Annotated in this window: 19 protein-coding genes and 1 tRNA gene; 8 read left to right on the forward strand and 12 right to left on the reverse strand. The window is 66.9% G+C overall.

What is annotated here, in order from left to right:
* Nucleotides 1-61: 61 nt before the first annotated feature.
* A complete protein-coding gene (locus E3T31_RS15760; protein WP_134443793.1) occupies nucleotides 62-1,078 on the reverse strand; it encodes a magnesium and cobalt transport protein CorA in 1,017 nt (338 codons plus the stop codon).
* A gap of 47 nt (nucleotides 1,079-1,125) precedes the next feature.
* On the opposite strand from E3T31_RS15760, the gene E3T31_RS15765 reads away from it, so the two are divergent.
* Complete coding sequence (locus tag E3T31_RS15765) at nucleotides 1,126-1,767, forward strand: 4'-phosphopantetheinyl transferase superfamily protein (RefSeq protein WP_134470111.1); 642 nt, start codon at nucleotides 1,126-1,128, stop codon at nucleotides 1,765-1,767.
* Nucleotides 1,768-2,252: 485 nt separating this feature from the next.
* Here the strand turns inward: E3T31_RS15765 and E3T31_RS15770 are convergent, their stop codons facing one another.
* The 7 genes from E3T31_RS15770 to E3T31_RS15805 form a co-directional block, all read right to left on the reverse strand.
* Entirely contained in the window at nucleotides 2,253-3,128 is an 876-nt protein-coding gene (locus tag E3T31_RS15770) for a hypothetical protein (protein WP_134470113.1), read from the reverse strand.
* Between the two features lie 661 nt (nucleotides 3,129-3,789).
* The gene (locus E3T31_RS15775; protein WP_134470115.1) at nucleotides 3,790-5,118 is read right to left on the reverse strand and encodes a M1 family metallopeptidase; all 1,329 of its coding nucleotides are present in this window, start codon (nucleotides 5,116-5,118) and stop codon (nucleotides 3,790-3,792) included.
* A gap of 7 nt (nucleotides 5,119-5,125) precedes the next feature.
* A complete protein-coding gene (locus E3T31_RS15780) occupies nucleotides 5,126-9,061 on the reverse strand; it encodes a Pls/PosA family non-ribosomal peptide synthetase (RefSeq protein WP_134470181.1) in 3,936 nt (1,311 codons plus the stop codon).
* Nucleotides 9,062-9,680: 619 nt separating this feature from the next.
* Nucleotides 9,681-9,752 (reverse strand) — tRNA-Arg (locus tag E3T31_RS15785).
* A 207-nt stretch (nucleotides 9,753-9,959) separates the two neighbouring features.
* Nucleotides 9,960-10,457 carry an HNH endonuclease gene (locus E3T31_RS15795; RefSeq protein ID WP_134470117.1) on the reverse strand — a complete coding sequence of 166 codons (498 nt, stop codon included), beginning with the start codon at nucleotides 10,455-10,457 and terminating at the stop codon, nucleotides 9,960-9,962.
* Between the two features lie 342 nt (nucleotides 10,458-10,799).
* A complete protein-coding gene (locus E3T31_RS15800; protein ID WP_241978044.1) occupies nucleotides 10,800-11,513 on the reverse strand; it encodes a C40 family peptidase in 714 nt (237 codons plus the stop codon).
* 372 nt (nucleotides 11,514-11,885) lie between these two features.
* Nucleotides 11,886-12,605, reverse strand: coding sequence for a metal-dependent transcriptional regulator (locus E3T31_RS15805; protein ID WP_134470119.1), 720 nt, complete (start codon nucleotides 12,603-12,605; stop codon nucleotides 11,886-11,888).
* A 133-nt stretch (nucleotides 12,606-12,738) separates the two neighbouring features.
* On the opposite strand from E3T31_RS15805, the gene serC reads away from it, so the two are divergent.
* A complete protein-coding gene (gene serC, locus E3T31_RS15810) occupies nucleotides 12,739-13,857 on the forward strand; it encodes a phosphoserine transaminase (RefSeq protein WP_134470121.1) in 1,119 nt (372 codons plus the stop codon).
* A 175-nt stretch (nucleotides 13,858-14,032) separates the two neighbouring features.
* Here serC and E3T31_RS15820 read toward each other — a convergent pair whose 3' ends face one another.
* Nucleotides 14,033-14,698: a DUF3027 domain-containing protein gene (locus E3T31_RS15820; protein WP_134470123.1), complete on the reverse strand. Its 666-nt coding sequence runs from the start codon at nucleotides 14,696-14,698 to the stop codon at nucleotides 14,033-14,035.
* On the reverse strand, nucleotides 14,691-15,071 hold the full coding sequence (locus E3T31_RS15825) for a cold-shock protein (RefSeq protein ID WP_134470125.1): 381 nt from the start codon (nucleotides 15,069-15,071) through the stop codon (nucleotides 14,691-14,693). The genes E3T31_RS15820 and E3T31_RS15825 overlap by 8 nt, the downstream gene beginning before the upstream one ends.
* Nucleotides 15,072-15,164: 93 nt before the next feature.
* On the opposite strand from E3T31_RS15825, the gene E3T31_RS15830 reads away from it, so the two are divergent.
* The 3 genes from E3T31_RS15830 to E3T31_RS15840 all read left to right on the forward strand — a co-directional run bounded on the left by E3T31_RS15830 (nucleotide 15,165) and on the right by E3T31_RS15840 (nucleotide 19,046).
* Nucleotides 15,165-15,437: a hypothetical protein gene (locus E3T31_RS15830; protein ID WP_134470127.1), complete on the forward strand. Its 273-nt coding sequence runs from the start codon at nucleotides 15,165-15,167 to the stop codon at nucleotides 15,435-15,437.
* Entirely contained in the window at nucleotides 15,437-17,299 is a 1,863-nt protein-coding gene (locus E3T31_RS15835) for a helicase-associated domain-containing protein (RefSeq protein ID WP_134470129.1), read from the forward strand. Before E3T31_RS15830 ends, E3T31_RS15835 begins: the two co-directional genes overlap by 1 nt.
* A 103-nt stretch (nucleotides 17,300-17,402) precedes the next feature.
* Complete coding sequence (locus E3T31_RS15840; protein ID WP_134470131.1) at nucleotides 17,403-19,046, forward strand: DNA repair helicase XPB; 1,644 nt, start codon at nucleotides 17,403-17,405, stop codon at nucleotides 19,044-19,046.
* Between the two features lie 237 nt (nucleotides 19,047-19,283).
* Here E3T31_RS15840 and E3T31_RS15845 read toward each other — a convergent pair whose 3' ends face one another.
* On the reverse strand, nucleotides 19,284-20,000 hold the full coding sequence (locus tag E3T31_RS15845; protein WP_134470133.1) for a pyrimidine reductase family protein: 717 nt from the start codon (nucleotides 19,998-20,000) through the stop codon (nucleotides 19,284-19,286).
* A complete protein-coding gene (gene folP, locus E3T31_RS15850) occupies nucleotides 20,000-20,914 on the reverse strand; it encodes a dihydropteroate synthase (RefSeq protein WP_134470135.1) in 915 nt (304 codons plus the stop codon). Before folP ends, E3T31_RS15845 begins: the two co-directional genes overlap by 1 nt.
* Nucleotides 20,915-21,057: 143 nt before the next feature.
* On the opposite strand from folP, the gene E3T31_RS15855 reads away from it, so the two are divergent.
* From E3T31_RS15855 to E3T31_RS15865, 3 genes are all read left to right on the forward strand, one after another.
* Nucleotides 21,058-21,750 carry a response regulator transcription factor gene (locus E3T31_RS15855; RefSeq protein ID WP_092112483.1) on the forward strand — a complete coding sequence of 231 codons (693 nt, stop codon included), beginning with the start codon at nucleotides 21,058-21,060 and terminating at the stop codon, nucleotides 21,748-21,750.
* A 48-nt stretch (nucleotides 21,751-21,798) separates the two neighbouring features.
* A complete protein-coding gene (locus E3T31_RS15860; RefSeq protein ID WP_134470137.1) occupies nucleotides 21,799-23,526 on the forward strand; it encodes a HAMP domain-containing sensor histidine kinase in 1,728 nt (575 codons plus the stop codon).
* A gap of 130 nt (nucleotides 23,527-23,656) precedes the next feature.
* Entirely contained in the window at nucleotides 23,657-23,947 is a 291-nt protein-coding gene (locus E3T31_RS15865) for a WXG100 family type VII secretion target (RefSeq protein ID WP_092451076.1), read from the forward strand.
* Nucleotides 23,948-24,140: the final 193 nt, after the last annotated feature.

Below are 24,140 nucleotides of genomic sequence, written 5' to 3' on the forward strand. Positions count from 1 at the left end.
ACCCTAATTGCGAAACCACTGTTTTTGCCTGAGGTGGCCGGGGTTTCGCGTGATTTGGCCCTTACAGCCAGTCCCGACGCTTGAAGACGATGTACAGGGCGCATCCCATCGCGAGCATCAGGGCGAGCGCGAACGGGTAGCCCAGGGTCCAATGCAGTTCGGGCATGTGGTCGAAGTTCATGCCGTAGATGGTTCCGACCAGGGTCGGCGCGAACAGGATCGCCGCCCAGCTGGAAATTTTCTTGACCTCTTCGCTCTGCGCCAGGCTGGTCTCCGACAGGTGCCGCATTTCGTCGTTCTGGGCCTGTCCCACGAGGGTGCTGTGCACGGTCAGCGCGTTTTGCAGCAGCTGCCGAAAGGCGTCGCCGCGTTCAACGATGCGCAGGGTATGGTCGAGCACATCGCGCAGGTGCCGGTGCAGTTCCAGGTCGACGTTGTATTTGTCGAAGCCACGCTGCATGGCCTCAAACATACCCACGAGCGGTTGGGTGGCTCGTTGAAACTCGATCACTTCGCGTGACAGGGCGTAGATGCGTCGGCTAACCTCGGGGTCACCGTCGAAAAGTTGGTCTTCGATCTCATCGATATCATTTTCGAGGCCGGCCACGACCGGCCCGTACTCGTCGACGACCTGGTCGAGAATCGCATACAGCACGGCTTCCGGGCCGAGGGCGAGCAGGTGTGGTGCCTGCTCCATCCGCTGGCGCACCTGGGCGAGGTCGGGCGATTCCGCGTGACGGATGGTGACGACGAAGTCCGGGCCGACGAAGACGTGCAGCTCACCGAATTCAACGCGTTCCTCGTCGTCCATATAGCGAGCGGGGCGCAGCACCACGAACAAAATATCGCCGAACCGCTCGATCTTCGACCGCTGATGGCCCTTGAAAGCATCCTCAATGGCCAGGTGGTGCAGGCTGAACTCGGTGGCGACGGCCCGCACTTCCTCCTCGCTCGGCCGGTACAGTCCGATCCAGGCGAAGCCCTTATGCTCCTTCATGACCTCGAAGGTCTCGTCGAGGCTGGGCGGTGTCGAAACCCGATGCCCGTCCACGTAAACCGCGTTGTCCACCAGGGCCATGGGCTCTCCTTGTTCGCTCCTAGTTTGCCACCGCGTACGGTTGCAGAGTGACGCAAACGGATGTCTCCCTCTTCCTGGCTCGGCGGGCGCCGCTCGCCGAGACCGACCGTCTGCACCTGGCCGAGGCCGTCGCCCGGGTCTGCCGGGTTGAGCTCACCGAGGTCACCATCGCGCAGCGTTGCGAGCTCTGCGGCGGCGCACACGGGAAACCCCGCGTGCTGCGGCCGCCGCGCACCTTCGTGAGCCTGAGCCGCGCCGCCTCGACCGTCGCCGTCGCCGTGTCGCTGGCCGGGCCGATCGGTGTCGATATCGAGAGCGTCAGGGCGGTCGGCCGGGCCGGGTTCGACGACGTCGCGTTCAACGGGCCCGAGCGGGAAGCCCTGCGGGCGGTGCCGATGGCGGCACGCGACCGGGTGCGCGCGACGCTCTGGACGGCGAAGGAATCGGTGCTCAAGCTGTCCGGTGCGGGGCTGACGGTGGACCCGCGGGAGCTGACCGTTGTATACCCGAAAGCGGCGGCATCCGTTCTCGTGATGGAGCCGCGGTGGCAGCTGCTGAGTTGGCCGGGCGCTTCCCTCGATCTGGCCGACCTGCACCTGGCGGGCTTCGATGCCGGCCCAGGCCTGGTCGGCACGGTGGCCACCCTCGGCCCGGAAGTGCCCCGGATCGTGCTGCTCCCCCAAACGTGAGGCGCAGCGTAACGGATGCCTGTTGCTGGTGCCCACAGGCGCCGCCGCCGGCATCCATTTCATGCTGCGCGGGACTTGCGCCGCTGCGCGGGAGGCCCAACTCCCGCGCACTGGCGCAGGTCCCGCGCAGCGCGAAGCGCGGGAGTTCTGGCCAGGCCCGAACTCCCGCGCACTGGCGCAACTCCAGCGCAGCTCATCACTCCTGGGCCACGTCACCGTCGGAGGTCACATCGCTGTCGGGGGTCCCCCGCCGCGGCGCAACTCCCGCGCAGCCCGCCACAGCCGCCCGGAGAGGGTCGGGCGAACACCCGCACACTGGCGCAAGTCCCTCGTAAGCCGCTCCCCCAGCCACTCGGGCGGTGGGACTCGGCGCAGCGAGGCTTTCGCCGCACCAGGATTGGTTCGTCGTGCGAGAAGGCGAGCTTCGCCGGGTGAGCAGGCAGACGACTACAATTTCGCGAGTTCAAGTCCAGACGGGCAAATGGCTATGGCATCGAGCGTTCGAGGCCGCGCAAGACGCGCTGCGGGCCCGGTTGTAATCCGAGCTCAAGCAACCTCCGGCGCAGCGGATACTGGCTCATCCCGACCGAGGCCGGCCAACGGGCAAATCCGTGCACCTGACGCCGAATACCGTCCTCGCGCAGCTTCTCGTCATACTGGACCTGCTCGGGAGTGCGCCCCGCCAGAAATTCCGGATTGAAGTATTTATCTCGCCCGTCACACTCCCCCACGCCGTCTATCTCGAGCCAATAGAAGTCGGTCTCGCATTCCTTTCCATCGACCATGAACGGATGCTGCAACTCCGGCTCGGGAAATCCACTCAGGGCGATGTTCACCCGGCTGGCCGATTCCGCCGGTGACCCAGAGAGGTCCGTCCCGAACTGGATGATCGCGCGGGCGCGGCGCGAACCGCGGAACGGCAGCATCCGCTCAAGTGTCGCCAGCAGTGCATCCTTGGTGGTCAGAGTGGGCGTGCGCCCAAACCGGTCCTGATAGAGTGCACGGTCCACCAACGCTACGGCGGATTTGAGATCGAGGGTCGCGGCGAGATCGACGACCGTGCGCTCGATCGTCGTCACGAGGAGTCCTTCGACGGTCGTGACATCGCGGGCATCTATTCCGAGGGCATGGCGCCGGATACCCGGATCCGAGCGGCCGCCCGTGGCTCGTTCGGTGAGCAGGTGCACGTCGCTGGGCCAGCCGATGAGCATAGGCAGGTCCCAGAGCACGGCGGCCGAGTGATGGGATAGCACCGCCTGACCGCGGCGACTGAGGGCGGCCCCACGTACCCGGATGAGGTAGCGCTCATCCTCGCGCAACTGCTTCCAACGCGCACTGGGGTAGTACAGGCCGCGGCTCACCCGCTGAAGTCGGCCTCGAGTTTCTTCCCGTCGGAGGCGAAAATCGGCCCCGAAAGCGCTGGCGAGGTCAGACGCGAGGATGAGGCTATCGTCGGGCCTCGTGCTCGTTCGGGAGGTCAGTCTGAGGCTGGCGATGGGGTCGAGGCTGGGCTGTGACATACAGCCAGAATGCCCAAAGTCGCGCGCTGCGGGGAGAGGGCGTCCCCACTGGCGCACAATCGGCCCCCGCTCCCGTCTGTGGAGGAGAACCGCACGGCGGCCATGCTCCTCGGCATGCGACACTTTTGCGACAGATGCCCCTTTGCGAGCTTCCCGCGGCATCCGCTTCACTGCGCGCGGAAGTACTGGCCAGGCCGGATCTCCCACGTACTGGCCCAACCCCAGAGCAGCGCACCTGGGCAGCGCAGCGTTCCGGGCCAACTCGCGACGGATACCAGCGGCATCCGCTTCACTGCGCGCGGGAGATACGCCGCTGCGCGGGAGGCCCAACTCCCGCGCAGCGGCGCAACACCCGCGATACGCGCGACCGCGAGGCCACTCACCACCCCGCGCACCAGCGCAAGTCCCGCGCACTGGCACGACTCCAGCGGAGCGCACGAGCCGGGCCACCCGCCCAGCGCGGCTATCGGCGCGGCAGAGCCCGCTACCGCACCCAGCGCAGCTAGAGGCTCGGCAGGGGCCGCTCCTGCACCCAGCGAGCCACGAACCCGCCGATCGCCCGACTGCCGGTGTGCTCGGCGAAGAACTCGATGAAGTCATCGGTGGAGACATACCCGTGCCGCCGGGCCGACGTGTAGGCGCGCAGGGCTGAAAAGAAGGCCTCGTCGCCGAGCGACTTTCGAATGGCGTGCAGGGCGAGCGCTCCCCGTTTGTAAACGCGGTCGTCGAACATGGCGTGCGGGCCCGGGTCTCCGACGACGATGTCGTGGGGCAGCGCAGCGACCTTGCCGCGGTGCAGGGCGGCCAGAACGTCGGCGGTGCGACCGCCGCGTTCCTCCTCCCAGAGCCATTCGGCGTAGCAGGCGAAACCCTCCTGCAGCCAGATGTCCTGCCAGCGGGCCACTGTGAGGCTGTTGCCGTACCACTGGTGCGCCAGTTCGTGGGCGATCAGCCGGTCTTCGCCGTGGTTGCCGTCGACGTGGTTGCTGCCGAACACGGCCAGGCCGTGCGCCTCGAGCGGAATCTCCAGCTCGTCCTCGGTGACGACGACGGAGTATGACGCGAACGGATACGGCCCAAATCGGTCGGCGAAGAACGCGATCATCTCGGTGAGGCGGGCGAAGTCGGTGCCGACCCGGGTGGCCAGTTCAGCCGGGAAGTATAGGCTGTGCGCGACCGGCCGGGCGGCGAGGTCGCGGCGGCGGTACCGACCGATCAGCACGGTCGCGAGGTAGGTGGCCATTGGCTCCCGCACGTCGAAGGTCCAGCTGGTGCGCCCGGAGCGGCTCAACTGTGCCGACAGCGCCCCGTTGGACACCACGGTGTACCCGGATTCACAGCCGACGGTGATGCGAAAGGTGGCCTTGTTGCTCGGATGGTCGTTGCACGGAAACCAGGAGGGGGCCCCGCAGGGCTGCCCGGAGACGAGTACGCCGTCGTCGAGTTCTTCCCAGCCGACATCACCCCAATTGCTGCGCACCGGATGCGGCGCCCCGCGATAACGCACCACGACCTCGAACAGGGCCCCGGCTTCCACCGGTGTGGCGAGCGTGATCACGAGTTTGCGGGCAGTGTGCGTCACCTTCGCCGGCCGCGCGCGGTTCACGGTGACTTTTTCCATGCTGAGGCCGGCGAAATCGAGACTGAATCGGTCCAGCCGCATCAGCGCCCGCGCGGTGATGATCGCGGTGGCGTTCAGCCGGTTGGTGGCCACTCGGTAGTCGAGCGAGAGCTCATAGTGCTCGGCGCTGTAGCCGCCGTTGCCGGAGGTGGGAATATAGGGGTCGCCGGCGCTGGCGGCACCGTAAGTGGTCTGCAGAGTCTGGCCCATCAGTCAACTATTCCACGCTCGACCACGGCGGCTGGCGCCACGGCGTGATCGGGTTGCCGGACCAGAGCGACCCGGTCGGCACGCGTTCGCCGCGCATCACGAGCGAGCCGGGGCCGACGGTCGCTCCGGCATCGATTGACGCCGCTGGCAGAATGACACCGTTCGGGCCCAGGGTGGCGCCCGCGGCGAGTTCGACGGCGTCAAGCTGCATGATCCGATCGTGAAACAGGTGGGTCTGCACGACGCAGCCGCGGTTCACCGTGCTGCCGGCACCGAGTCGCACGAGATCGGCTTCGGGCAGCCAATAGGTTTCGCACCAGACACCGCGCCCCACCGTGGCGCCGAGGGTGCGCAGCCACACGGCGAGCGCCAGCGTGCCCGATGCTTTCTCGGCGAACCATGGGCGAGCCACCATCTCCACGAAACTGTCCGACACCTCGTTGCGCCAGATGAACGATGACCAAAGCGGATGCTCCGACGCGTCGATCCGCCCGACCAGCATCCACTTGACCACCGTCGTGACCCCGGCGGCGACCGCGCCAGCCACGAGCATGACCACGCCGGACAGGGCGATGGCCGCGCCAAGTCCGAGCCTGAGCCAGACCAGGTCGAGCAGGGCGAGTACGAGCAGCGCGATCCACGCGGCGGTGACGCCGGCCACGATGCGCAGCAGTTCCCAGAGTGACCGGGCGACTTTCAGGCGCACGGGAGGGTGGAACGTTCGCGAGTCGTCGGCATCCGTTTGCCTGCGCCGCAGGCGGGCCGGCGGGTTGCCGAGCCAGCTGGAGCCGCGCTTGGCCTTGCGCGGCGTCGCGGAGAGTACCGCGACGAGCCCGTTGCGCGGCACGGTACGACCGGGGCCGGCCATGCCGCTGTTGCCGAGAAAAGCCTTGCGGCCGATCTTGGCCGGGCCAATGTGCATCCAGCCGCCGCCGAGTTCGTAGCAGGCGACCATGGTGTCGTCGGCGAGAAAAGCGGCCGGGGCGATCGTCGTCAGCGAGGGCAGCAGCAGCACGGTTGACGCCTCGACGTCGGCGCCCACCTTGGCGCCGAGCAGGCGCAGCCAGGTCGGGGTGAGCAGGCTCGCGTAGACCGGAAACAGCACGTTGCGAGCGCCGTCCAGGATACGTTCGGTCATCCAGACCTGCCAGCCGATGCGGCTGCGCACCGGATAGTAGCCCTCGCGCAGCCCGATACCGAGGGCGCGCACGAAGGCGATCACGAGCAGGGCGTAGGCGAGTCCACCGGCCAGAACCGCGACCGGCATGATCAGCGCGGCCCGCAGCACGGCGACACCGAGACTGCCAGCGTCACCGACGGCACCGCCGACGATGACGGCGCCGAGCGCGAGGGCCAGCGTAGGGATGGCCGTCATCGCGACGGACCCGGTGGCGAACGCGCCGAGCCACCGGCTGGCTCGTGCCGGCCGCTCGGCCGGCCACGGACGCCTTGCCGAACCGACCCGGCGGGCCGGGGAACCAGCCCAGCGTTCCCCCGCCGGAACGCGGGACGAAACTGCAGCGCCGGGTTCGATCTCCGCGCCGTTCCCGACGTCGGCCCCGCCGAGCAGGGTGCTGCGCGAGCCGATCCGGGCGTCGGCGCCGACGTGCAGGTGGCCGATCCGCAGCACGTCGCCGTCGATCCAATGGCCGGCCAGGTCGACCTCGGGTTCGATCGAGGTCTGGGCGCCGATGCTGAGCAGACCGGTGACCGGCGGCAGCGAGTGCAAGTCCACGTCGCGGCCGATCTCGGCGCCCAGCGCCCGGGCGTAATAGCTGATCCAGGGGGCACCGGCCAGGCTCGCAGCGTCGACGAGCAGCGCCACCTGCTCGGCGAGCCACAGCCGCAGGTGCACGGAGCCGCCGCGCGGATAGTTGCCCGGCACCAGGTTGCGCAGCAGCAGCCTCGATGCGATCACCGCGATCAGCATTTTGCCGGGCGGCGTCACGAACAGCGCAAAACCGAGCGCCACCCCCCACCAGGACAGCGTCGGCGCGAAGGTCGCCCCGGCCAGGCTCAGCAGGTTGTTCGCGATGGCGAGGTAGACCAGCCAGCGGGCGCCGCTGAGCACGTGCAGGGGAATGCCGAGCAGGGTCTGGGCGAGCTGGCTGCGCGCCGGTGTCGGCAGCACGGTGCGCACGACTGGGACTTCCACGGGAGTGCGCGCGTCGAGTTCCTCGGCCAGGGAGCCGATGCGCGGGTGGTCGTAGAGGTCGGCGACGGTGGTTTCGGGGTGCCGGGCCCGCACAGCCGACACGAATTGCGCGGCTGAAAGCGAACCGCCGCCCTGGGCGAAAAAATCGTCGTCGGGGCCGGTCACCGGCACGCCCAAAATGGATGCCCACGCCTCGGCCAGCCACTCGGCCGTCGGTGACAGCGCCGCGGCCTCGTCAGCCGATTGAGGCAACGGCCAGGGCAATGCAGCCCGGTCGACCTTGCCCGAGGTGCGGGTCGGAAGCGCGTCGACGATGGCCAGCAGCGGCACGAGTGCGGCGGGGAGTTCCTCGCGCAGCCGGTCAATCGCTGCCGACCGGTCGAACGGCGCGCTGGCGAGGGCGAGGGCGATATAGCCGACCAGAATGTGGTTGCCGGCCGGGGTGGTCTGGACCACGGCGGCGCCGCCGGCGACTCCGGGAAGAGCGCCCAGGGCAGCGTCCACTTCACCGAGCTCGATGCGGCGGCCGCCGAGTTTCACCTGGTCGTCGGCGCGCCCGGCAAAGACAAGGCCGGCCGGGTCGAAGCGCACCAGGTCACCGCTGCGGTAGGCGCGATCCCAGCCGAGCTGCGGGTGCTGCGCATATTTCTCGGCGTCTTTCTCGGCGTCGAGGTAGCGGGCCAGACCAACGCCGCCGATGATGAGTTCGCCGGTCTCCCCCTCGGCGACCCGGTGCCCGGCCGCGTCGACGACGGCGAGGTCCCAGCCGTCGAGGGGGAGGCCGATGCGCATCTCGCCGATGCCGTTGACGAGGGCGCCGCAGGCCACGACGGTCGCTTCGGTCGGGCCGTAGGTGTTCCACACTTCGCGCCCGCGGGTGGCAATGCGGGCGACCAGTTCGGGCGGGCAGACCTCACCGCCGAAGATGAGCAACCTAACGGCCTCGAGAGACTCTTCCGGCCAGAGCGCGGCGAGGGTCGGCACGGTCGAGACGACGGTGATGCCGTGGGTGATCAGCCACGGGCCGAGGTCGGCGCCGCTGCGCACGAGCGAGCGCGGGGCGGGAACCAGGCAGGCGCCGTTGCGCCAGGCCAGCCACATTTCCTCGCAGCTCGCGTCGAAGGCCACAGAGAGCCCGGCCAGCACGCGGTCGCCGGTCCCGATCGGTTCGTCCCGCAGAAACAGTCCGGCCTCGGCGTCGACGAACGCGGCCGCCGAGCGGTGGGTGACGGCGACGCCCTTGGGCACGCCGGTCGAGCCGGAGGTGAAGATGACCCAGGCGTCGTCATCGGGCGTCGGAATGTTGCCGGTCGGAAAGACCAGCGCGGGATCCTCGTGCGGTCCGACGCGGCGAGCGCGCAGGGCCTGCACGTCGAGGCCGTCGCGAGGCGCAAACACGCCGCCCTCCCCGATGATGCCGACCACGTGGGCTTCGGCGAAGACCAGCCGGGCGCGTTCCTCCGGGTCGTCCGCGTCGACCGGCACGTAGGCGGCACCCACCAGCAGCGTGGCCAGGATCGACACATACAGGTCGCGGGTGCCGGAGGGAATGCGAATTCCCACGTTGTCGCCGCGCCGCACCCCGGCCAGGCTCAGCGCATTCGCCTGTGCCTGCACGCGTCGCAGCAGGCCGCGATAGCTGATCGTTCCGGCCGCATCTTCCAGGGCCAAAGCCTCCGGATGCTGCGCCGCGGTTTCCGCAATAATGTCGGCGAGGGTGCGGGCCGGCTTGGCCCGGTGGCCCGCCGCCAGCACCTCCTGGCCGTGCGCGCCCCGGTCGGACGTGATCGGGTGACTTTGGCTCTGGTGCTCGCTCACACTGCTCCTTGATCAGGTCGTGGCAGTGGTGCACGGCGCGAAAACACCAGTCTAGAACTCACCGGTAACGCGCAGGTGAACAACCCCCGCCGGGGGTCGTCCGGCCTGGCAGTGGCGTGCAGAGTCTCAATGAAGCGTGCTTGCGCATCCGCTCCCCCTGGGTCGACACCTCGGGAAGTGTCGCAACAGCATTTCCCGGCTCGCAGCCGCGGATATTGGGTAACGTTCCGCCATCCGGGGACGAATGGAGTACTTGACCTTGAAGCACGTATCGAACTCCACCTGGACACGTCTGCAGGAAGAGGCGGCCGTTCACCTCTACGACGAATTACATCATGACGCGCGCGGCGTGAGCGCAGCGGCCCACGACACGGAAACCTCGCCAATCGAAGTGCAACGCCCCGTGGATTCCTAAACCCTCGCAGCCTTCCGCACAATCATCGAATAGGCAAGCTGAGACTCGCAGCGGCCTTCAACGCGAGCGTCTCCACGGCAACGTGTGTCAGCGAGGTGTTGGCCCCCGGCGCCCGAGAAACACAAAAACCCTGCATCTCAGATTTTGCGAGGGATGCAGGGTCGTAAACCGGTGTGCCCCTGGAGGGATTCGAACCCCCAACCGTTTCCTTAGGACGGAACTGCTCTTCCGTTGAGCTACAGAGGCTGGCTCGGCAAGTTTAGCCGGTCGCGCCGGTCCGCCCGCTCGATCGCAGCGCGGCGGCGCCACCGAAAGCAGTGCCAGTGCCGGCTAGCTCGCCAGGTGCACGATCTGGATCAAGTTGCCGCAGGTGTCATCGAGAACAGCCGTGGTCACCGACCCCCTGACCGTCGGCTTCTGCGTGTCGCAATGTTGATTCGCATGACCAAAAGCCTAGGCGGCGGGTGCCAGATAGGCGTCCCAGTCCTCCAGCGGTCGCTCGACACCGCGCACGACCCAGGTCGTGCCCTGCGGCATCCGCGGGGTGAAGCGCAGTTCCCACCCCATTTCGGCCGGCGTGTGGTCGCTCTTGAGGTTATTGCAGCGCAGGCAGCAGGCGGCGAGATTGTCCCAGGTGTCGCGGCCACCGCGAGAGCGCGGCAGCACATGGTCGATCGTGGCCGCGGACTTACCGCAGTAACAGCAGCGGTGATCGTCACGGCGCAAGACTCCTCGGCGACTGACCGGCACGAGTCTCGACATGGGAATGCGCACGTACCGCGTGAGCAGGATGACGCTCGGGCGATCCCACGAGCCCGAGGCCGCATAAACGGGGTGATTCTGATCGGACTGCACAATCGTCGCCTTCTGGTTCATCACCAGAATGAGTGCTCGTTTGAACGAGACAACGGCGAGGGGCTCATAGCCCGCATTGAGTACCAGTGTGCGCATGCGCTCCCTTTCGAAGGAGGCTGGACGGCTTCCAGCCATTCGAACTACATCCGATGCGTACAGAACAGGAGCGTGACAGCGCGAGAGAGGGTACAAAAAAAGGCGCCGTCACAACGACAACACCTTACGGCTGCTCACGCAGCTCTTCTCGCTCTGACAACTATGCCGAAAGCACTCGCGACCGCGCACATCCATGGTGTGGATAGTGCGTCGCTCATGCATGGGCTCTCCTAAAGACCTACAACTACATCAGGGCACTAGGTTAACCCACAAATGGCGCAACAGGGAAACCTGCGTGCGCCATCGGTGTGAGCTGTTACCCAGTGTTCACCGCGGGGCGACTTAGATGCCGATCCGCACGATGTAGTAGTCGCTGGTCCAGATGGGCTGGATCCGCACGGACTGGCCCGTATAGGGCGCGTGCAAAATATTGCCGTTGCCGGCGTAGAAACCGTCGTGGCCGTCCATGATCACGAGGTCGCCGGGCACGGCATCCTCGATCGCGATCTTGGTTCCGGCTGCACCCTGGCCCGTCGAGGAGTGCGGCAGGCTGATACCGAACTGCGCATAGACGTACATGATGAAGCCAGAACAGTCGAAGCCGGCCGGGGTGGCGCCGCCATAGACATAGGGCACGCCCTGATACTGCGAGGCCACATTGAAAACGGATGCGAGATCAAAATTCGGGTAGGTCGGGTTGGCCAGGTAGTCGGCGACGCTCGGGCCGGAGTAGCTCGCGGCGTACGAGGTCATCTGCGCGGCCACTTCGATGCGGCGGGTTTCGGCCGCGGCAGCAGCAACGGCAGCTTCAAGTTCCTCCGGGGTGGTGGCGGTGAATCCCTCGCGAGCAACACTCACGGTCGCTGCCTGCGCGTCGACCTCAACGGCTTGAGCCTGAGCCTTGGACATCTCGGAGGATTCACTGGCCTGAAAGCTGGCTTCGTTCGAACCTGGGGCGAAGGCATAGGCCGGGAGGGCCATCGTGGCGATCATGCCGGTAGCGAGGGTCATAACGACGACATTGCCGAGGCGGCTGCGGCGCTTCTTCGGGGCCACGCGGGGCAGTGCTCGGTGGGTGCCTGCCGTCGATTCCACTGTTGCCAGGGCATCGGATGTTCGGCTCAGCCCGCGGCGGGACCTTTTCGTTCCTAATGCAGCCAAAGTTTTAACCTCCGGCGCCTCGACAACACTAGGTTGTTGTCCCGTCCACTTCGCTAATCGCGGGTGTGTTCCTAGTCAAGAGACGGGGCGAACAGGCGTCCTAACTAGAGTCCTTCGACCGTTTCTGATCTGTGGGACTCCCCGAGGCTACAAGAAGCACGCCCATTTGTCACCCTGAAGTACCATTTTTCTAACGAATTGGTAACGGAACGCGTGCCCCCGGGAGGCGACAGGCGGCATCCGTCGACCAGCGATACCGGCCGAATCTCAGTGAACGACCGGGGTGTAGCCGTCCGGTGTGCTGACGAAAATGTGGCTGGCGACCTCGCTGGGCAATTCCAGGCCGGCACCAAAACCTTCGACCTGTACTAGAACGTATGATGCGGCCACCGAGAAGACTCCGGTGGCGCCGGGCATGACGCCGCTCTGCTTGAGCTGCAGCAGCAGCTCGGGGTCGAACTGCACCGGTTCCCCCAGGCGACGGATGACCGCGGTCACCGGCTCGGGTGAACTCGCCACCACCGCCACCACGCTGGTCACTCCCGCCATGAACGCCACGGCCGCCGATTCGCCGAACTCGTCCAGACCCGGAATCGGATTGCCATAGGGAGACTCGGTGGGGTGACCGAGCAACTCCAAAATCTTACGTTCCACCTGTTCGCTCATTACGTGCTCCCAGCGACAGGCCTCATCGTGCACGAACTCCCACTCGAGCCCGATCACGTCGCTGAGCAGGCGCTCGGCCAGACGGTGCTTGCGCATCACGTGCACGGCCTTACTGCGGCCCGCCACCGTCAATTCCAGGTGCCGGTCGCCGGAGACGACGACGAGGCCGTCCCGTTCCATGCGCGCGACGGTCTGAGAAACCGTGGGGCCGGAGTGCCCGAGGCGCTCGGATATGCGCGCCCGCAACGGCACGATCTGTTCTTCCTCCAGGTCGAGGATGGTGCGGAGATACATTTCGGTGGTGTCGATCAGATCGCTCATCCGCAGCCCTTCGTTCAGCTCGTGCGCGCACCGCTCATCTGGTGACGGAAGGGTGCCTCGTTGGCGGCCTCGGCAATGGCCCGCACAGCGTTACAAGCCTACCTGCCAGTGGGAGGGCAACTAGAATTACGGCATGGCCGACCTTCTGATACCCACCGATCTGCTCCCCCTCGACGGACGATTCGGCTGCGGCCCATCGAAAATCCGGCGAGAACAGCTCGACCACCTGCTCGGATTCGGCACGGGAGTGCTCGGCACCTCGCACCGCCAGCCCCCCGTGAAGGACCTCGTCGGTCGAGTACGTGGCGGCCTCGCCGAGCTGTTCAGCATTCCGGACGGCTATGAAGTCGTGCTCGGCAACGGCGGCTCGACCGCGTTCTGGGACGCCGCAGCGTTCTCTCTGATCGAGAAGCGCGCGCAGAACCTGGTCTTCGGCGAGTTCGGCGGCAAATTCGCTAAGGCGGCTGCCGCCCCGTGGCTCGACGCCCCCGACGTGATCAAGGCCGACACCGGCTCGCGCAGCGACTTCATCGTGAAGGGCGGCATCGACGTCTACGCCTGGCCCCAGAACGAAACCTCGACCGGCGTCATGGCCCCGGTCACCCGGGTCGCCGGCGATGCTGGCGCCCTTACCGTCATCGATGCAACGAGCGCCGCCGCCGGCATCGACTTCGACGCCAGCCAGGCGGACGTCTATTACTTCGCCCCGCAGAAAAACCTCGCCTCCGACGGTGGCCTGTGGATCGCCCTGTTCTCCCCGGCGGCCCTCGAACGAGTCGAACGTATCGCTGCGAGCGGCCGCTACATTCCGGAATTCCTCAGCCTCAAGAACGCCGTCGACAACTCGCGCCTGAACCAGACGCTCAACACCCCGGCCCTCAGCACGCTGCTGCTGATGGAGAACCAAATCGACTGGATCAACCAGAGCGGCGGACTGGCGTGGGCGTCCGCGCGCACCCAGGCATCGTCATCCGTTCTGTATGACTGGGCGGAAGGCGTCGATTACGCGACCCCGTTCGTGGCGGACCCGACCCACCGTTCGCAGGTCGTCGTCACGATCGACTTCGACGACGCCATCGATGCGTCAGCGATCAGCAAGACGCTGCGCGCCAACGGCATCGTCGACACCGAGCCGTACCGCAAGCTCGGCCGCAACCAGCTGCGCATCGCGACCTTCACCGCGATCGACCCTGAGGACGTCAAGAAGCTCGTCGCGTCGATCGAACACGTCGTCGGCCACCTCGGCAACTAGCGCGAACCGCGGGCGAAAGGATCGGGCCATGCGTCTCTGGTTGAAAGACAGTGAACGGCGACCCGATCCGCTGCCCGCCAGAACGGATGCCCGCACGGCACTGGTCGTGGGCACGCTGCTCTGGCTGATGGCCCTCGGCGCCGCACTCGTCGTTGAGTTCACGGCGCCGCGGGCGTCAGGGGCGGCGAGCGCGGCGGGACCGGGTTGGTGGCTGTGGTGCGCTGTGATCGGCGTCGGGCTCGGACTCGCCGGTCTCGCCTGGGTTCAGTTCCGCCGCCGCTAGCGCCTCATCGAAATCGATGCCGTCGAGGGCGTCGAGTGAGTCGTCGTCGTCGTCGGACTCGTCGTCGGACTCATCGTCGTCGTCGTCGTCGTCGGACTCATCGTCGCTGTCTTCGTCCGACTCATCGTCGCTGTCTTCGTCCGACTCGTCGTCGTCGTCTGAGTCGTCGTAATTCTCTGAATCTGAATCGTCGACATCCGCCTCCGAGTCGTCCTCGACCAGTCGATCCGACCACGGCACCCACTCGGGTGCGAGCAGGGAATCGTCGCCGGGGGTGAGCTCGGTCTCGAGCACCGTCGGCGCGGCGTTTTCATCGACTCGGGCCAGGGAGACCGTCCAGCGCCAGCCCGGATAGCCCGTCATCAGGCAATCGAACAGTAGCGAGATCACGAGTTCGCCCTCATCGAGGTGCCCGATCACCTCGCCGATCGTGTCCTCGTCGGTGATCTCCAAAAGCGCAGCGCGGGCCAGATCGACAGCCGCGAGCAGGGTGGCGTCGGTCGGTTTCGCCGTCGTGGGCTGGGCGTCGGTCGGCTGTACGTCCGGCACGTCAGGCATCCAGTTCCTCGGCGACCTTGCGCAGCATCGCCGCGATCTTCTTGCTATGGCTCGACTCGGGGTAGCGCCCGCGCTTGAGGTTGGTGCCGATGCCGTCGAGCAGCTTCACCAGGTCTTCGACGATGATCGCCATGTCGTCGGCGGGTTTGCGGTTGATCTTGGACAGGCTCGGCGGAGCTTCAATCACGCGCACCGAGAGCGCCTGAGCGCCGCGCTTGCCATCGGCGATGCCGAATTCGAGCTTCGCGCCGGCCTTGACGGTAACGCCGGAAGGCAGGGCGGAAGCGTGGAGGAAGACTTCCTGGCCGTCATCGGAAGTGATGAAGCCAAAACCCTTCGCCTCGTCGTAAAACTTGACCTTGCCGGTAGGCATCTGAACCTCACTGAGTTTTGGGCGCACGAAAAAATGCGGGGTGTGCACCCAGCATATTCGGTTGCGGCCACTGCGTGCCCGTATCCTTAGCCTGTGACCAATCAAACTCCACGACCCGTCAGCCGGATAGAACGTGTTCTCGCTTACATGGTTGCGAGCGTGGTCGGGTTGTCGATCCTCGCCTTCATCGCGGTGATCGCGGCTACGGCGATGGGCGTCAAGGCGGCGCAATTCGGGCAGGGCATCTGGCCATCCGTTATCGTGCTCCCGACATTCGGCCTGCCGTTTGGATTCCTGCTGGTCATCGCGCTCATGGTCACGGTGGGAGTTCGCCGCAGTCGCGAAGCCCGACGAGACCGCGAGTAATGCTCGGCCTCGCGTCACGACTCCGGGCCCTGTCCGATGCCGAGCTGCGGCACGTGATCGGGGTGCGCGGTGTGAGCGCGAGCGGCATCCACGATTTCTTTGACCTGGCCGAGGCGCTGCTGCACCCCGACAGCATCCAGCTGGCGCTCAGCCACCTGGACCGGTCCGTCCTGGCCGTCCTGGCCGTCGCCGGCGAGTGCACGAGCGCTGATTCGGTACCCAGCCTGCACGCCGTCGCCGGGCGGCTCTCAGCACTGAGTTCCGCCGAGGTCACGGCCGTCGATGTGGCCGCCCGCGCCGACTCCCTCGACGCCGTGCTGCTCACCGTTCGCACGGACGGATGCTGCATCCCCTACGACGCCGTCTCGGCTCACCTGGCTAAATGGCCGGCCCAGGGCCTTCCGGGAGCCGCCGATCTGGCTATCACGGTCTCCCCCGCCGCCGTAGCCGCCGTGCCGGACGCCGATATCCCGTTCATCGACCAGCTGGCCGCCGAGCGCGCCTTCTCGGTTGTATCGTCGATCGCCGAGCTGGTCAATGAGCTCAGCCGCGAGCCGGCCCGCGAGCTCAGCCGCGGCGGACTCGGCCTGCCCGACACGAAGCGCCTGGCCGCCATTATGACCGTCGAACTCGAGCTGGTCGCCCCGATTGTGGCTCTGGCCGCGCGCGCAGACCTGCTGGCCCGCTCCGACGGGTATTGGATGGAAACCGAGGCCGGCGAGGCCTGGCTGCTCGAGGGCACTACCTCCCGCTGGGCCGCCCTGGCTGCGGCCTGGCAGGCGGCCCTTCCGCCGATCGTCGCCGACATTCTGCCGCGGCAGGCTGGACTGTTCTGGGGCGAGGCGCTATCGGGATTCATAGCCTGGCTCTACCCGGCAGGCGGCGAGTGGATGCAGACGCAGCTGGCCGAGTTTGCCCGTGACGCCGAACTGATCGGAATCACCGCCCACGACACCACGAGCACCGCCGGCGCGAGCGTGCTGCGCGGCGACCCCGCGGCGGCCGTGGCGACCATGGTGGCCGCCCTGCCCACCGAGGTCGGTGCCGTGTATCTCCAGCACGACTTATCGATGGTGTCCCCCGGCCCGTTGGCCCCGTCGATCGATGCCCGCCTGCGCGGGATGGCCGACGTGGAAAGTCGGGAACTGGCGTCGAGCTATCGCATCACCGCGGCATCCGTCAATCGTGCGCTCGCCGCGGGCGAGGACGCTGAGTCCCTGCTGGCCTTCCTGGCATCGATCTCGCTCACCGGAATTCCCCAGCCGGTGGACTACCTCATCAACGAGTCGGCCGCCCGCTACGGTCGTGTGCGGGTGGGTACCCTGGCCGCGGACGCCGCCCTCGCGTTGAGTTACGTCTCTTCAGCGGATGCCGCGCTGCTGAACACGATCGCGGTCGATCAGACCCTCGCCCCACTCGGGCTGGTGCGCGCCGACGACGGCGAGCGCCTGCTCAGTCGGTTCGGCGGCGACGCGGTGTTTTGGGCGCTCAGCGATGCGCGCTATCCCGTCGCCGCCGAGAACGAACACGGCGAGATCGTGCACCTGCGGCGACACCAGGTCGCCCGGATCACCGAGACGCCGCCGAAAGATCCGGCCCTGAACCTGGTCGAGAAACTCCGCGCCGGCGACGGCCAGGGCGTGTCGGTAGCGGATGCCTGGCTCGCCCGCCAGCTCGACACCGCCATCAAAGCGAAGCAGACCATCCTGGTCAGCATCGCGATGCCCGGCGGCTCGGTCGTGGACTATCTGCTGCAACCGGCCAGTGTCAGCAACGGCCGCTTCCGAGCTCGCGACCGACGCGCCGACATCGAGCGCACCCTGCCGCTCAAGAGTATCCTGAGCATCACCCCGGCACCCTGACCGATCGGGTACCGGGGACATCACCGCACGAGAGTATGGGCTGAGCGCGCGCAACCATCCAATCACCGGGGAAGGCACCCGGACGCGAGTAGGATTGGGGCCTATGTCTGATGGCCCCCTGATTGTCCAAAGTGACCGCACGGTGTTGCTCGAAGTCGCCCACCCTCTTGCCGAGGATGCTCGTCACGACCTCGCCGTCTTCGCCGAACTCGAACGAGCCCCCGAGCACATCCACACCTATCGCATCACGCGGCTGGGTCTGTGGAATGCCCGGGCGGCCGGCCACGACGCTTCGGACATGCTCGCCACGCTGGAGAAATATTCCAAATTCGCCATACCCCAGACGGTCAGCGTGGACATCACCGAGACTGTCGGCCGCTACGGGCGTCTCGTCATTGAACGCGACTCCGAGGGCGCTCTCGTGTTGCACAGCAGCGACCAGGCCGTTCTCACCGAGATAGCAGGAGCCAAGCGCATCGCGCCGCTGCTGATCGGGCATCCGTCGCCGGAAACGTACCTGGTGGAGCCGTGGGCGCGCGGGCAGCTCAAGCAGGAGCTGGTGAAGCTCGGCTGGCCGGCCGAGGACCTCGCGGGGTACACGCCGGGTACCCCGCACGACATCGCCCTGCGCGAAGACGGCTGGGCGCTGCGCGACTACCAGAACAAGGCCGTCGCGAGCTTCTTCGACGGCGGCAGCGGCGTGGTCGTGCTGCCCTGTGGCGCCGGTAAGACACTGGTCGGTGCCGGAGCCATGGCCACCGCGAAGACCAACACCCTCATCCTGGTGACCAACACCGTCTCGGCGCGACAGTGGCGCGACGAACTGCTCAAGCGCACCACGCTCACGCCCGACGAGATCGGCGAATACTCCGGGCAGGTCAAAGAGGTCAAGCCCGTCACCATCGCGACCTACCAAATTCTCACCGCGAAGCGCAAGGGTGAGTACGCCCACCTCGAGCTGCTCGACGCCATGGACTGGGGCCTGGTGATCTACGACGAGGTGCACCTGCTGCCAGCACCCGTGTTCAAGCTCACCGCCGAGCTGCAGGCGCGCCGCCGCCTCGGCCTGACCGCCACTCTGGTGCGCGAGGACGGCCGCGAGGGCGACGTGTTCAGCTTGATCGGCCCCAAGCGATTCGACGCACCGTGGAAGGAGATCGAAGCCCAGGGCTTCATCTCGCCCGCCAACTGCTATGAGGTGCGCATCGACCTGCCACAGTCGGAGCGGCTCAGCTATGCCGCGGCAGCGGACGACGAGCGGTACCGCATGGCCGCAACCGCACCGGCCAAGCTCGGCGTGGTGCAGGCCCTGATCCAGAAGCACGAGGGCGAACGCATCCTGGTGATCGGCCAGTACCTCGACCAGATCGACGAACTCGCCGAGGTCTTGAAGGCTCCCCAGCTCACCGGTGCCACCCCAATCGACGAGCGAGAACGGTTGTATCAGGCGTTCCGGGTGGGCGAGGTCAAGGTGCTCGTGGTGTCGAAGGTTGCCAATTTCTCGGTCGACCTGCCCGAGGCGACCGTGGCCATCCAGGTGTCCGGCTCGTTCGGCTCCCGCCAGGAAGAGGCCCAGCGTCTCGGCCGGCTGCTGCGCCCGAAGGAGTCCGGCCTGTCGGCAAACTTCTACACCCTCGTCGCCCGCGACACGGTCGACCAGGACTTCGCCCAGAACCGCCAGCGCTTTCTCGCCGAGCAGGGCTACAGCTACACGATCCTCGACTCGCACAGCCTCGAGGCCGCCTAGCTCCTCTCCCGCGCGTCTGATTATTTTCCGGGCCCGGGCCCGGAAAGCGGGCCCATGCTAGATCATGGGCCCGCTTTCGCAAGGTGGGCCCACGCGGATGCCGACGCCGGGGTCAGCGCATAATCCCGCCTAGCGCCACGGCCACCGACCCGTGAGTTTCGCTCGCCGAGCCATGAGTTTCGCGGCGTTGAAACGTTTAATTCGCCCAACACTCACGGCTCGGCAACGAGCGCGCGCTCAGGATCGGGCGTAGCGCAGAAAGAGCATGTCGCCGGCGCGCAGCACGTGCAGCAACTCCATAGCGCGGGTCACAGCAGTAGCGCCAACGGCGATACGCCCGGCAGAGCCCCCCACCAGCACCGGGCTGAAACTCAGGCACAACTCGTCGACACAGTCCGCCGCGAGCAGGTCGCCGAACAGGTGAGGCCCCCCCTCGCACAGGATCTGCGGCAATCCGCGTTCGGCGAGCGCCGCCACCACGCGGTGCGGCTCGACTTCTTCGTCGCCGCACACGATCACGTCGGCCACCGCGGCGAGCGCGGCCCGCCGGTCTGACGGGGCGGCGGCGTGGGTCAGCACGATGGGGCGGGTCACGGCTTCCGTGAAAAGCGGATGCCGCGGGTCGAGATCCAGACGCCCCGACACCACGGCCAGCGGAGGCTGGGCGGCCAGACCCGCCTGCGTGCGCCAGGCCGCGTCATCCGCTGGTAAACGAATGCCGCCGTAGCCCTCGGCTCGAACGGTGCCGGCCCCGATGAGGATCACGTCGGTCAGTAGCCGCAGGGTGTCGAACACGAGTTTGTCGTCGGCGTTGTTCAGGCCGCCGCTCAGGCCGTCGATGGTTGCGGCGCCGTCGAGGCTCGCGATGAAGTTGACGCGCGTCCGCGGCGCCCCGCGGTCGGCCACCCGGTAGTGCTCGATCAGTTCCGCCCGCGGCGGCAGCTCGGCGCGCATCAGGTGAGGTTGTGACGCTCGTAGGCGGGCTGCCGAAGCCCGAGGATGGCCTCGGTCATGCGCACGGCATCGACCGCCGCGCGCACGTTGTGCATGCGCACGATCCGCGCCCCCTGCAGAATGCAGACCGTCATGGCGGCCAGCGACCCGTCGACCCGTTCGCCGCGCGGCCGATCGAGGCTCTCCCCGACGAAATCCTTATTGGAGACGGCCACCAGCGTCGGCAGGCCGAGCCCGGTAATCTCGCCGAGCCTGCGGGTGAGTTCGAGCGAGTGCCGCGTGGTCTTGTTGAGGTCATGGCCGGGGTCGATGATGATGCGGTCGGCCCGCATCCCCCGCCCGAGGGCTCGGTCGACGCGGGCGAGCAGAAACGCGCTGATCTCGCCGACAACATCGTCGTACTGCGGCGCCGGGTAGGGCATACGCGGCGCCGCGAGGCTGTGGGTGATCACGAGGGTAGCATCGCTGCCGGCGACGACGTCGGCCATCGCCGGGTCGTGCACGCCGGTGGTGTCGTTGATCACGTGCGCGCCGGCGGCAATGCTAGCGGCGGCCACGGCCGGGTGGAAGGTGTCGACCGAGATGACCACGCCGGCGCCGCGCAGCGCCTCGACCACCGGAACGACCCGGTCGATCTCCTCCTCGATCGGCACGATTGGCCCGGGCGCGAACTTGGCGCCGCCGATGTCGACCCAGTCTGCCCCGTCGGCAATGGCCTTCTGCGCCGCCAAAACGGATGCGTCGAGCGCGAACGTTGCACCCTGGTCGTAGAACGAGTCCGGCGTGCGATTGACGATGGCCATCACGGCCACCTCGCGATCGAAATCGAAGGTGCGGCCGCCGATCAACCGGCGCGGAGCATCCAGTTGAGGAAGCATCACTCCCGGAGCGGAGTTGATTCTCGTGCGTGTCATAACGGTCCTCACCATTGGAACAAATCGATTGTTCCATTCCATCATGTCGCCAACTCCTGCCGCGGAACGGATCGTCGGCCGCCGATCCCCGCACACGGACTTACTCTCAGCAAAGCTCCAGCTAACACGCAGATACTGGGGGCATGACTGACGGCCCCCGCATCCTTATCGTCGATGACGAACCCAATATCCGCGACCTACTCACCACCAGCCTCCGCTTCGCCGGCTTCGCCGTGCGCGCAGTGGGCAACGGCGCGCAGGCTATCTCCGCCGTGCTCGAGGAGGAACCCGACCTCATCATTCTCGATGTCATGCTGCCCGACATGAACGGTTTCGGTGTCACCAAGCGCCTGCGTTCGGCCGGCTACACGGCCCCGATCCTGTTCCTGACGGCCAAGGACGACACCGAAGACAAGATCACCGGCCTCACCGTCGGCGGCGACGACTACGTGACCAAGCCGTTCAGCCTCGACGAGATCGTCGCCCGGATCAAGGCCATCCTGCGTCGCACCATGCACGCCGATGAAGATGCCGTCATTCGCGCCGGCGAACTCACCATGGATCAGGACACCCACGAGGTTCTCGTCGGCACCGAGGCCATCGAACTAAGCCCGACCGAGTTCAAGCTGCTGCGCTACCTCATGCTCAACCCCAACCGGGTGCTGTCGAAGGCGCAGATCCTTGATCACGTCTGGGAATACGACTTCAACGGTGACGCCGGAATCGTGGAGAGCTACATCTCGTACCTGCGCCGCAAGGTCGACGTGCACTCGAGCGAACCGCTCATTCAGACCAAGCGTGGCTTCGGCTACATGCTCAAGGCCGCCAAGGCGTAGTCACGGCGTTCGTTATACACAGCGAGCTTTCGTAGACTAAATCCTCTTATGCACGAAACCCTGTCCAGGCGGTGGAGCAGCATCTCCCTCCGTTCCAAGATCACCGGTGTCACGGTGTTGATGCTCACGCTCGGCCTGCTCGTTTCCGGCATCGGCACAATGGCCATGCTCAAGCAGTATGTGGTGACCCAGGTCGACACCCAGCTGCAGGTCGACACGCAGACCGCGCTCAGCGGTTACTCGTCGAGCGTGTTCTCGCAGGGTGATACCGAGGGCGTCGCCTCGGACTATTTCGTGGCCCTGTATGACCAGGACGGCGCGCTGATCACCCGCACCTGGCAGGAACGCGACCACGCCGAGCTGCCGGTTGTCGGCATGCCGCTCGACTTGAAACGGGTCTCGCAGCTTGACGGACAGATTCAAACTCTGTGGGACGCCGCCCACGACACCGAGTTTCACGCGATCATGGTTCCCGTGGTGATCAGCCCGACCGGCACCTACGGCACCCTCGTCATGGCGGTGTCGTTGCGGCCGACCGAGAACACCATGGCCACCTACCTCACGATCTTTCTGGGCTTCGGCGCCGGGGTCGTGCTGATCGGCGCCATGCTTACCCGCGTTCTCGTCACGACCACCTTCGTGCCGCTGCGCGAGGCCGAGCAGACCGCCGCGGCGATCGCCGACGGTGATTTCAGCCAGCGGCTCGGCGGCGCCACCCCGAACACCGAGGTCGGACGCCTCAACCGATCGCTCAACATCATGCTCAGCCGCATCGACCGAGCCTTCAAAGACCGCGCCCGCACCATTGACCAGATGCGCCGCTTCGTCGGCGACGCCAGCCACGAACTGCGCACCCCCCTGGTTTCGGTGCGCGGCTACGCCGAGCTGTACCGCATGGGTGCCCTGCAGACCCCCGAAGATGTCGCCCAGGCCATGGAACGCATCGAAAAAGAGGCCATTCGTATGGGCGGTCTAGTCGAGGATCTGCTCGAACTCGCCCGCCTCGACGAGACCAAGCCGCTCGCGCTCACCCCGGTCGACCTCGTTCCGCTGGCCCGCGACGCCGCCCTCGATGCCATGGCCAGCTCACCGGGCCGCCAGGTGACGGTGGTGATTCCCCCGCCCGTGCTTGCGTCACTCGAGGCTGACGCCGATCTGGACCACCACTTCGGTGACTCCGGCGAGATCGACAACGATGGAACGGAGAGCGTCAGCACCGGCACGATTACCCGGCCGTCCGGAACGGGCACTCCGACCGGTGCCATTGCCTTCGCCGGCGCCACCCTGGCCCGGCTGCGCACCCGCAAACCGCGCCGCACAACCGCTGTGCTGCCCGATGCCGGCCTGACTGTGTTGCCCGTCGTGACCCAGCTGCCGCCCGTGGTGATGGCCGAAGAGAACAAGATTCGCCAGGTCATCACCAACCTGATGGGCAATGCGATGCGGTTCACCGCCTCGAACAGCCCGATCGAACTCGAGGTCGCAGTCGACCCGCGCACTCTGCGGGCATCGATCGCCATCGTCGACCACGGCGAGGGCATCCCGCCGCAGATTCGGGAGAAGATCTTCCAGCGCTTCTGGCGCGCCGACTCCAGCCGCGCCCGCGAAACCGGTGGCAGCGGCCTCGGCCTCGCCATCGTCGCCGCCATCGTCGCCAGCCACAACGGCACCGTCGACGTCGTCGACACCCCCGGCGGCGGCGCCACCTTCCGGGTCTCGCTCCCCCTCGCCGGCACGCCGAGCGCGCCGCTGCACGCCCAGCCCGTCATTCCGTAGCGGCCCTCCTGCACCGGCCGCGGCAGGCGGCATCCATTCACAAATTGACTGCCGGGCAGCGGATGCTGCACGCTCGCCTTCTACGCTCATGGTCACCAACATCCATGTTTGAGTAGCGGGAAGGCACACCATGACGAGCTTTCAGGTCGACAGCGATGCGGTGCAGAGCACCGCCAACACCGCACGCGGCACGATCGGGCGGGTGCAGGCCGATGTGGCCGAGCTCAACGCCCAGCTCACCAGCCTCGAAGGGTTCTGGACCGGCCAGGCATCTGCCGCGTTCCAGGGCGCTTTCGCCGAGTGGCGCGGCATGCATCAGCAGCTGGAAGAGAGCCTGACCCTGCTCAACCAGGCGCTGAGCCTGGCCGGGCAGCAGTACGCCGAGACCGAGCAGGCCAACACCCGGCTGTTCGCGCGGTAGGCGATTCGTGGCCGGTCGGAGTGTGTTATCTCGCGCGGGATAGCACTACCGCACCCACCGCATCCCGAAAAAGCCCGGAAAGACGCGGATTTTCGGTTGCTAGACTGACCGATGCGCTTACGCCGCCACCGCGGCCACTCGGACAGCCAGCCCGCGCACACGCGGCCGGCACCACCCCGACATCACACCACGC

Origin of the sequence: Cryobacterium sp. TMS1-13-1 (assembly GCF_004403125.1) — a bacterium.
Taxonomy (GTDB): Bacteria; Actinomycetota; Actinomycetes; order Actinomycetales; family Microbacteriaceae; genus Cryobacterium; species Cryobacterium levicorallinum.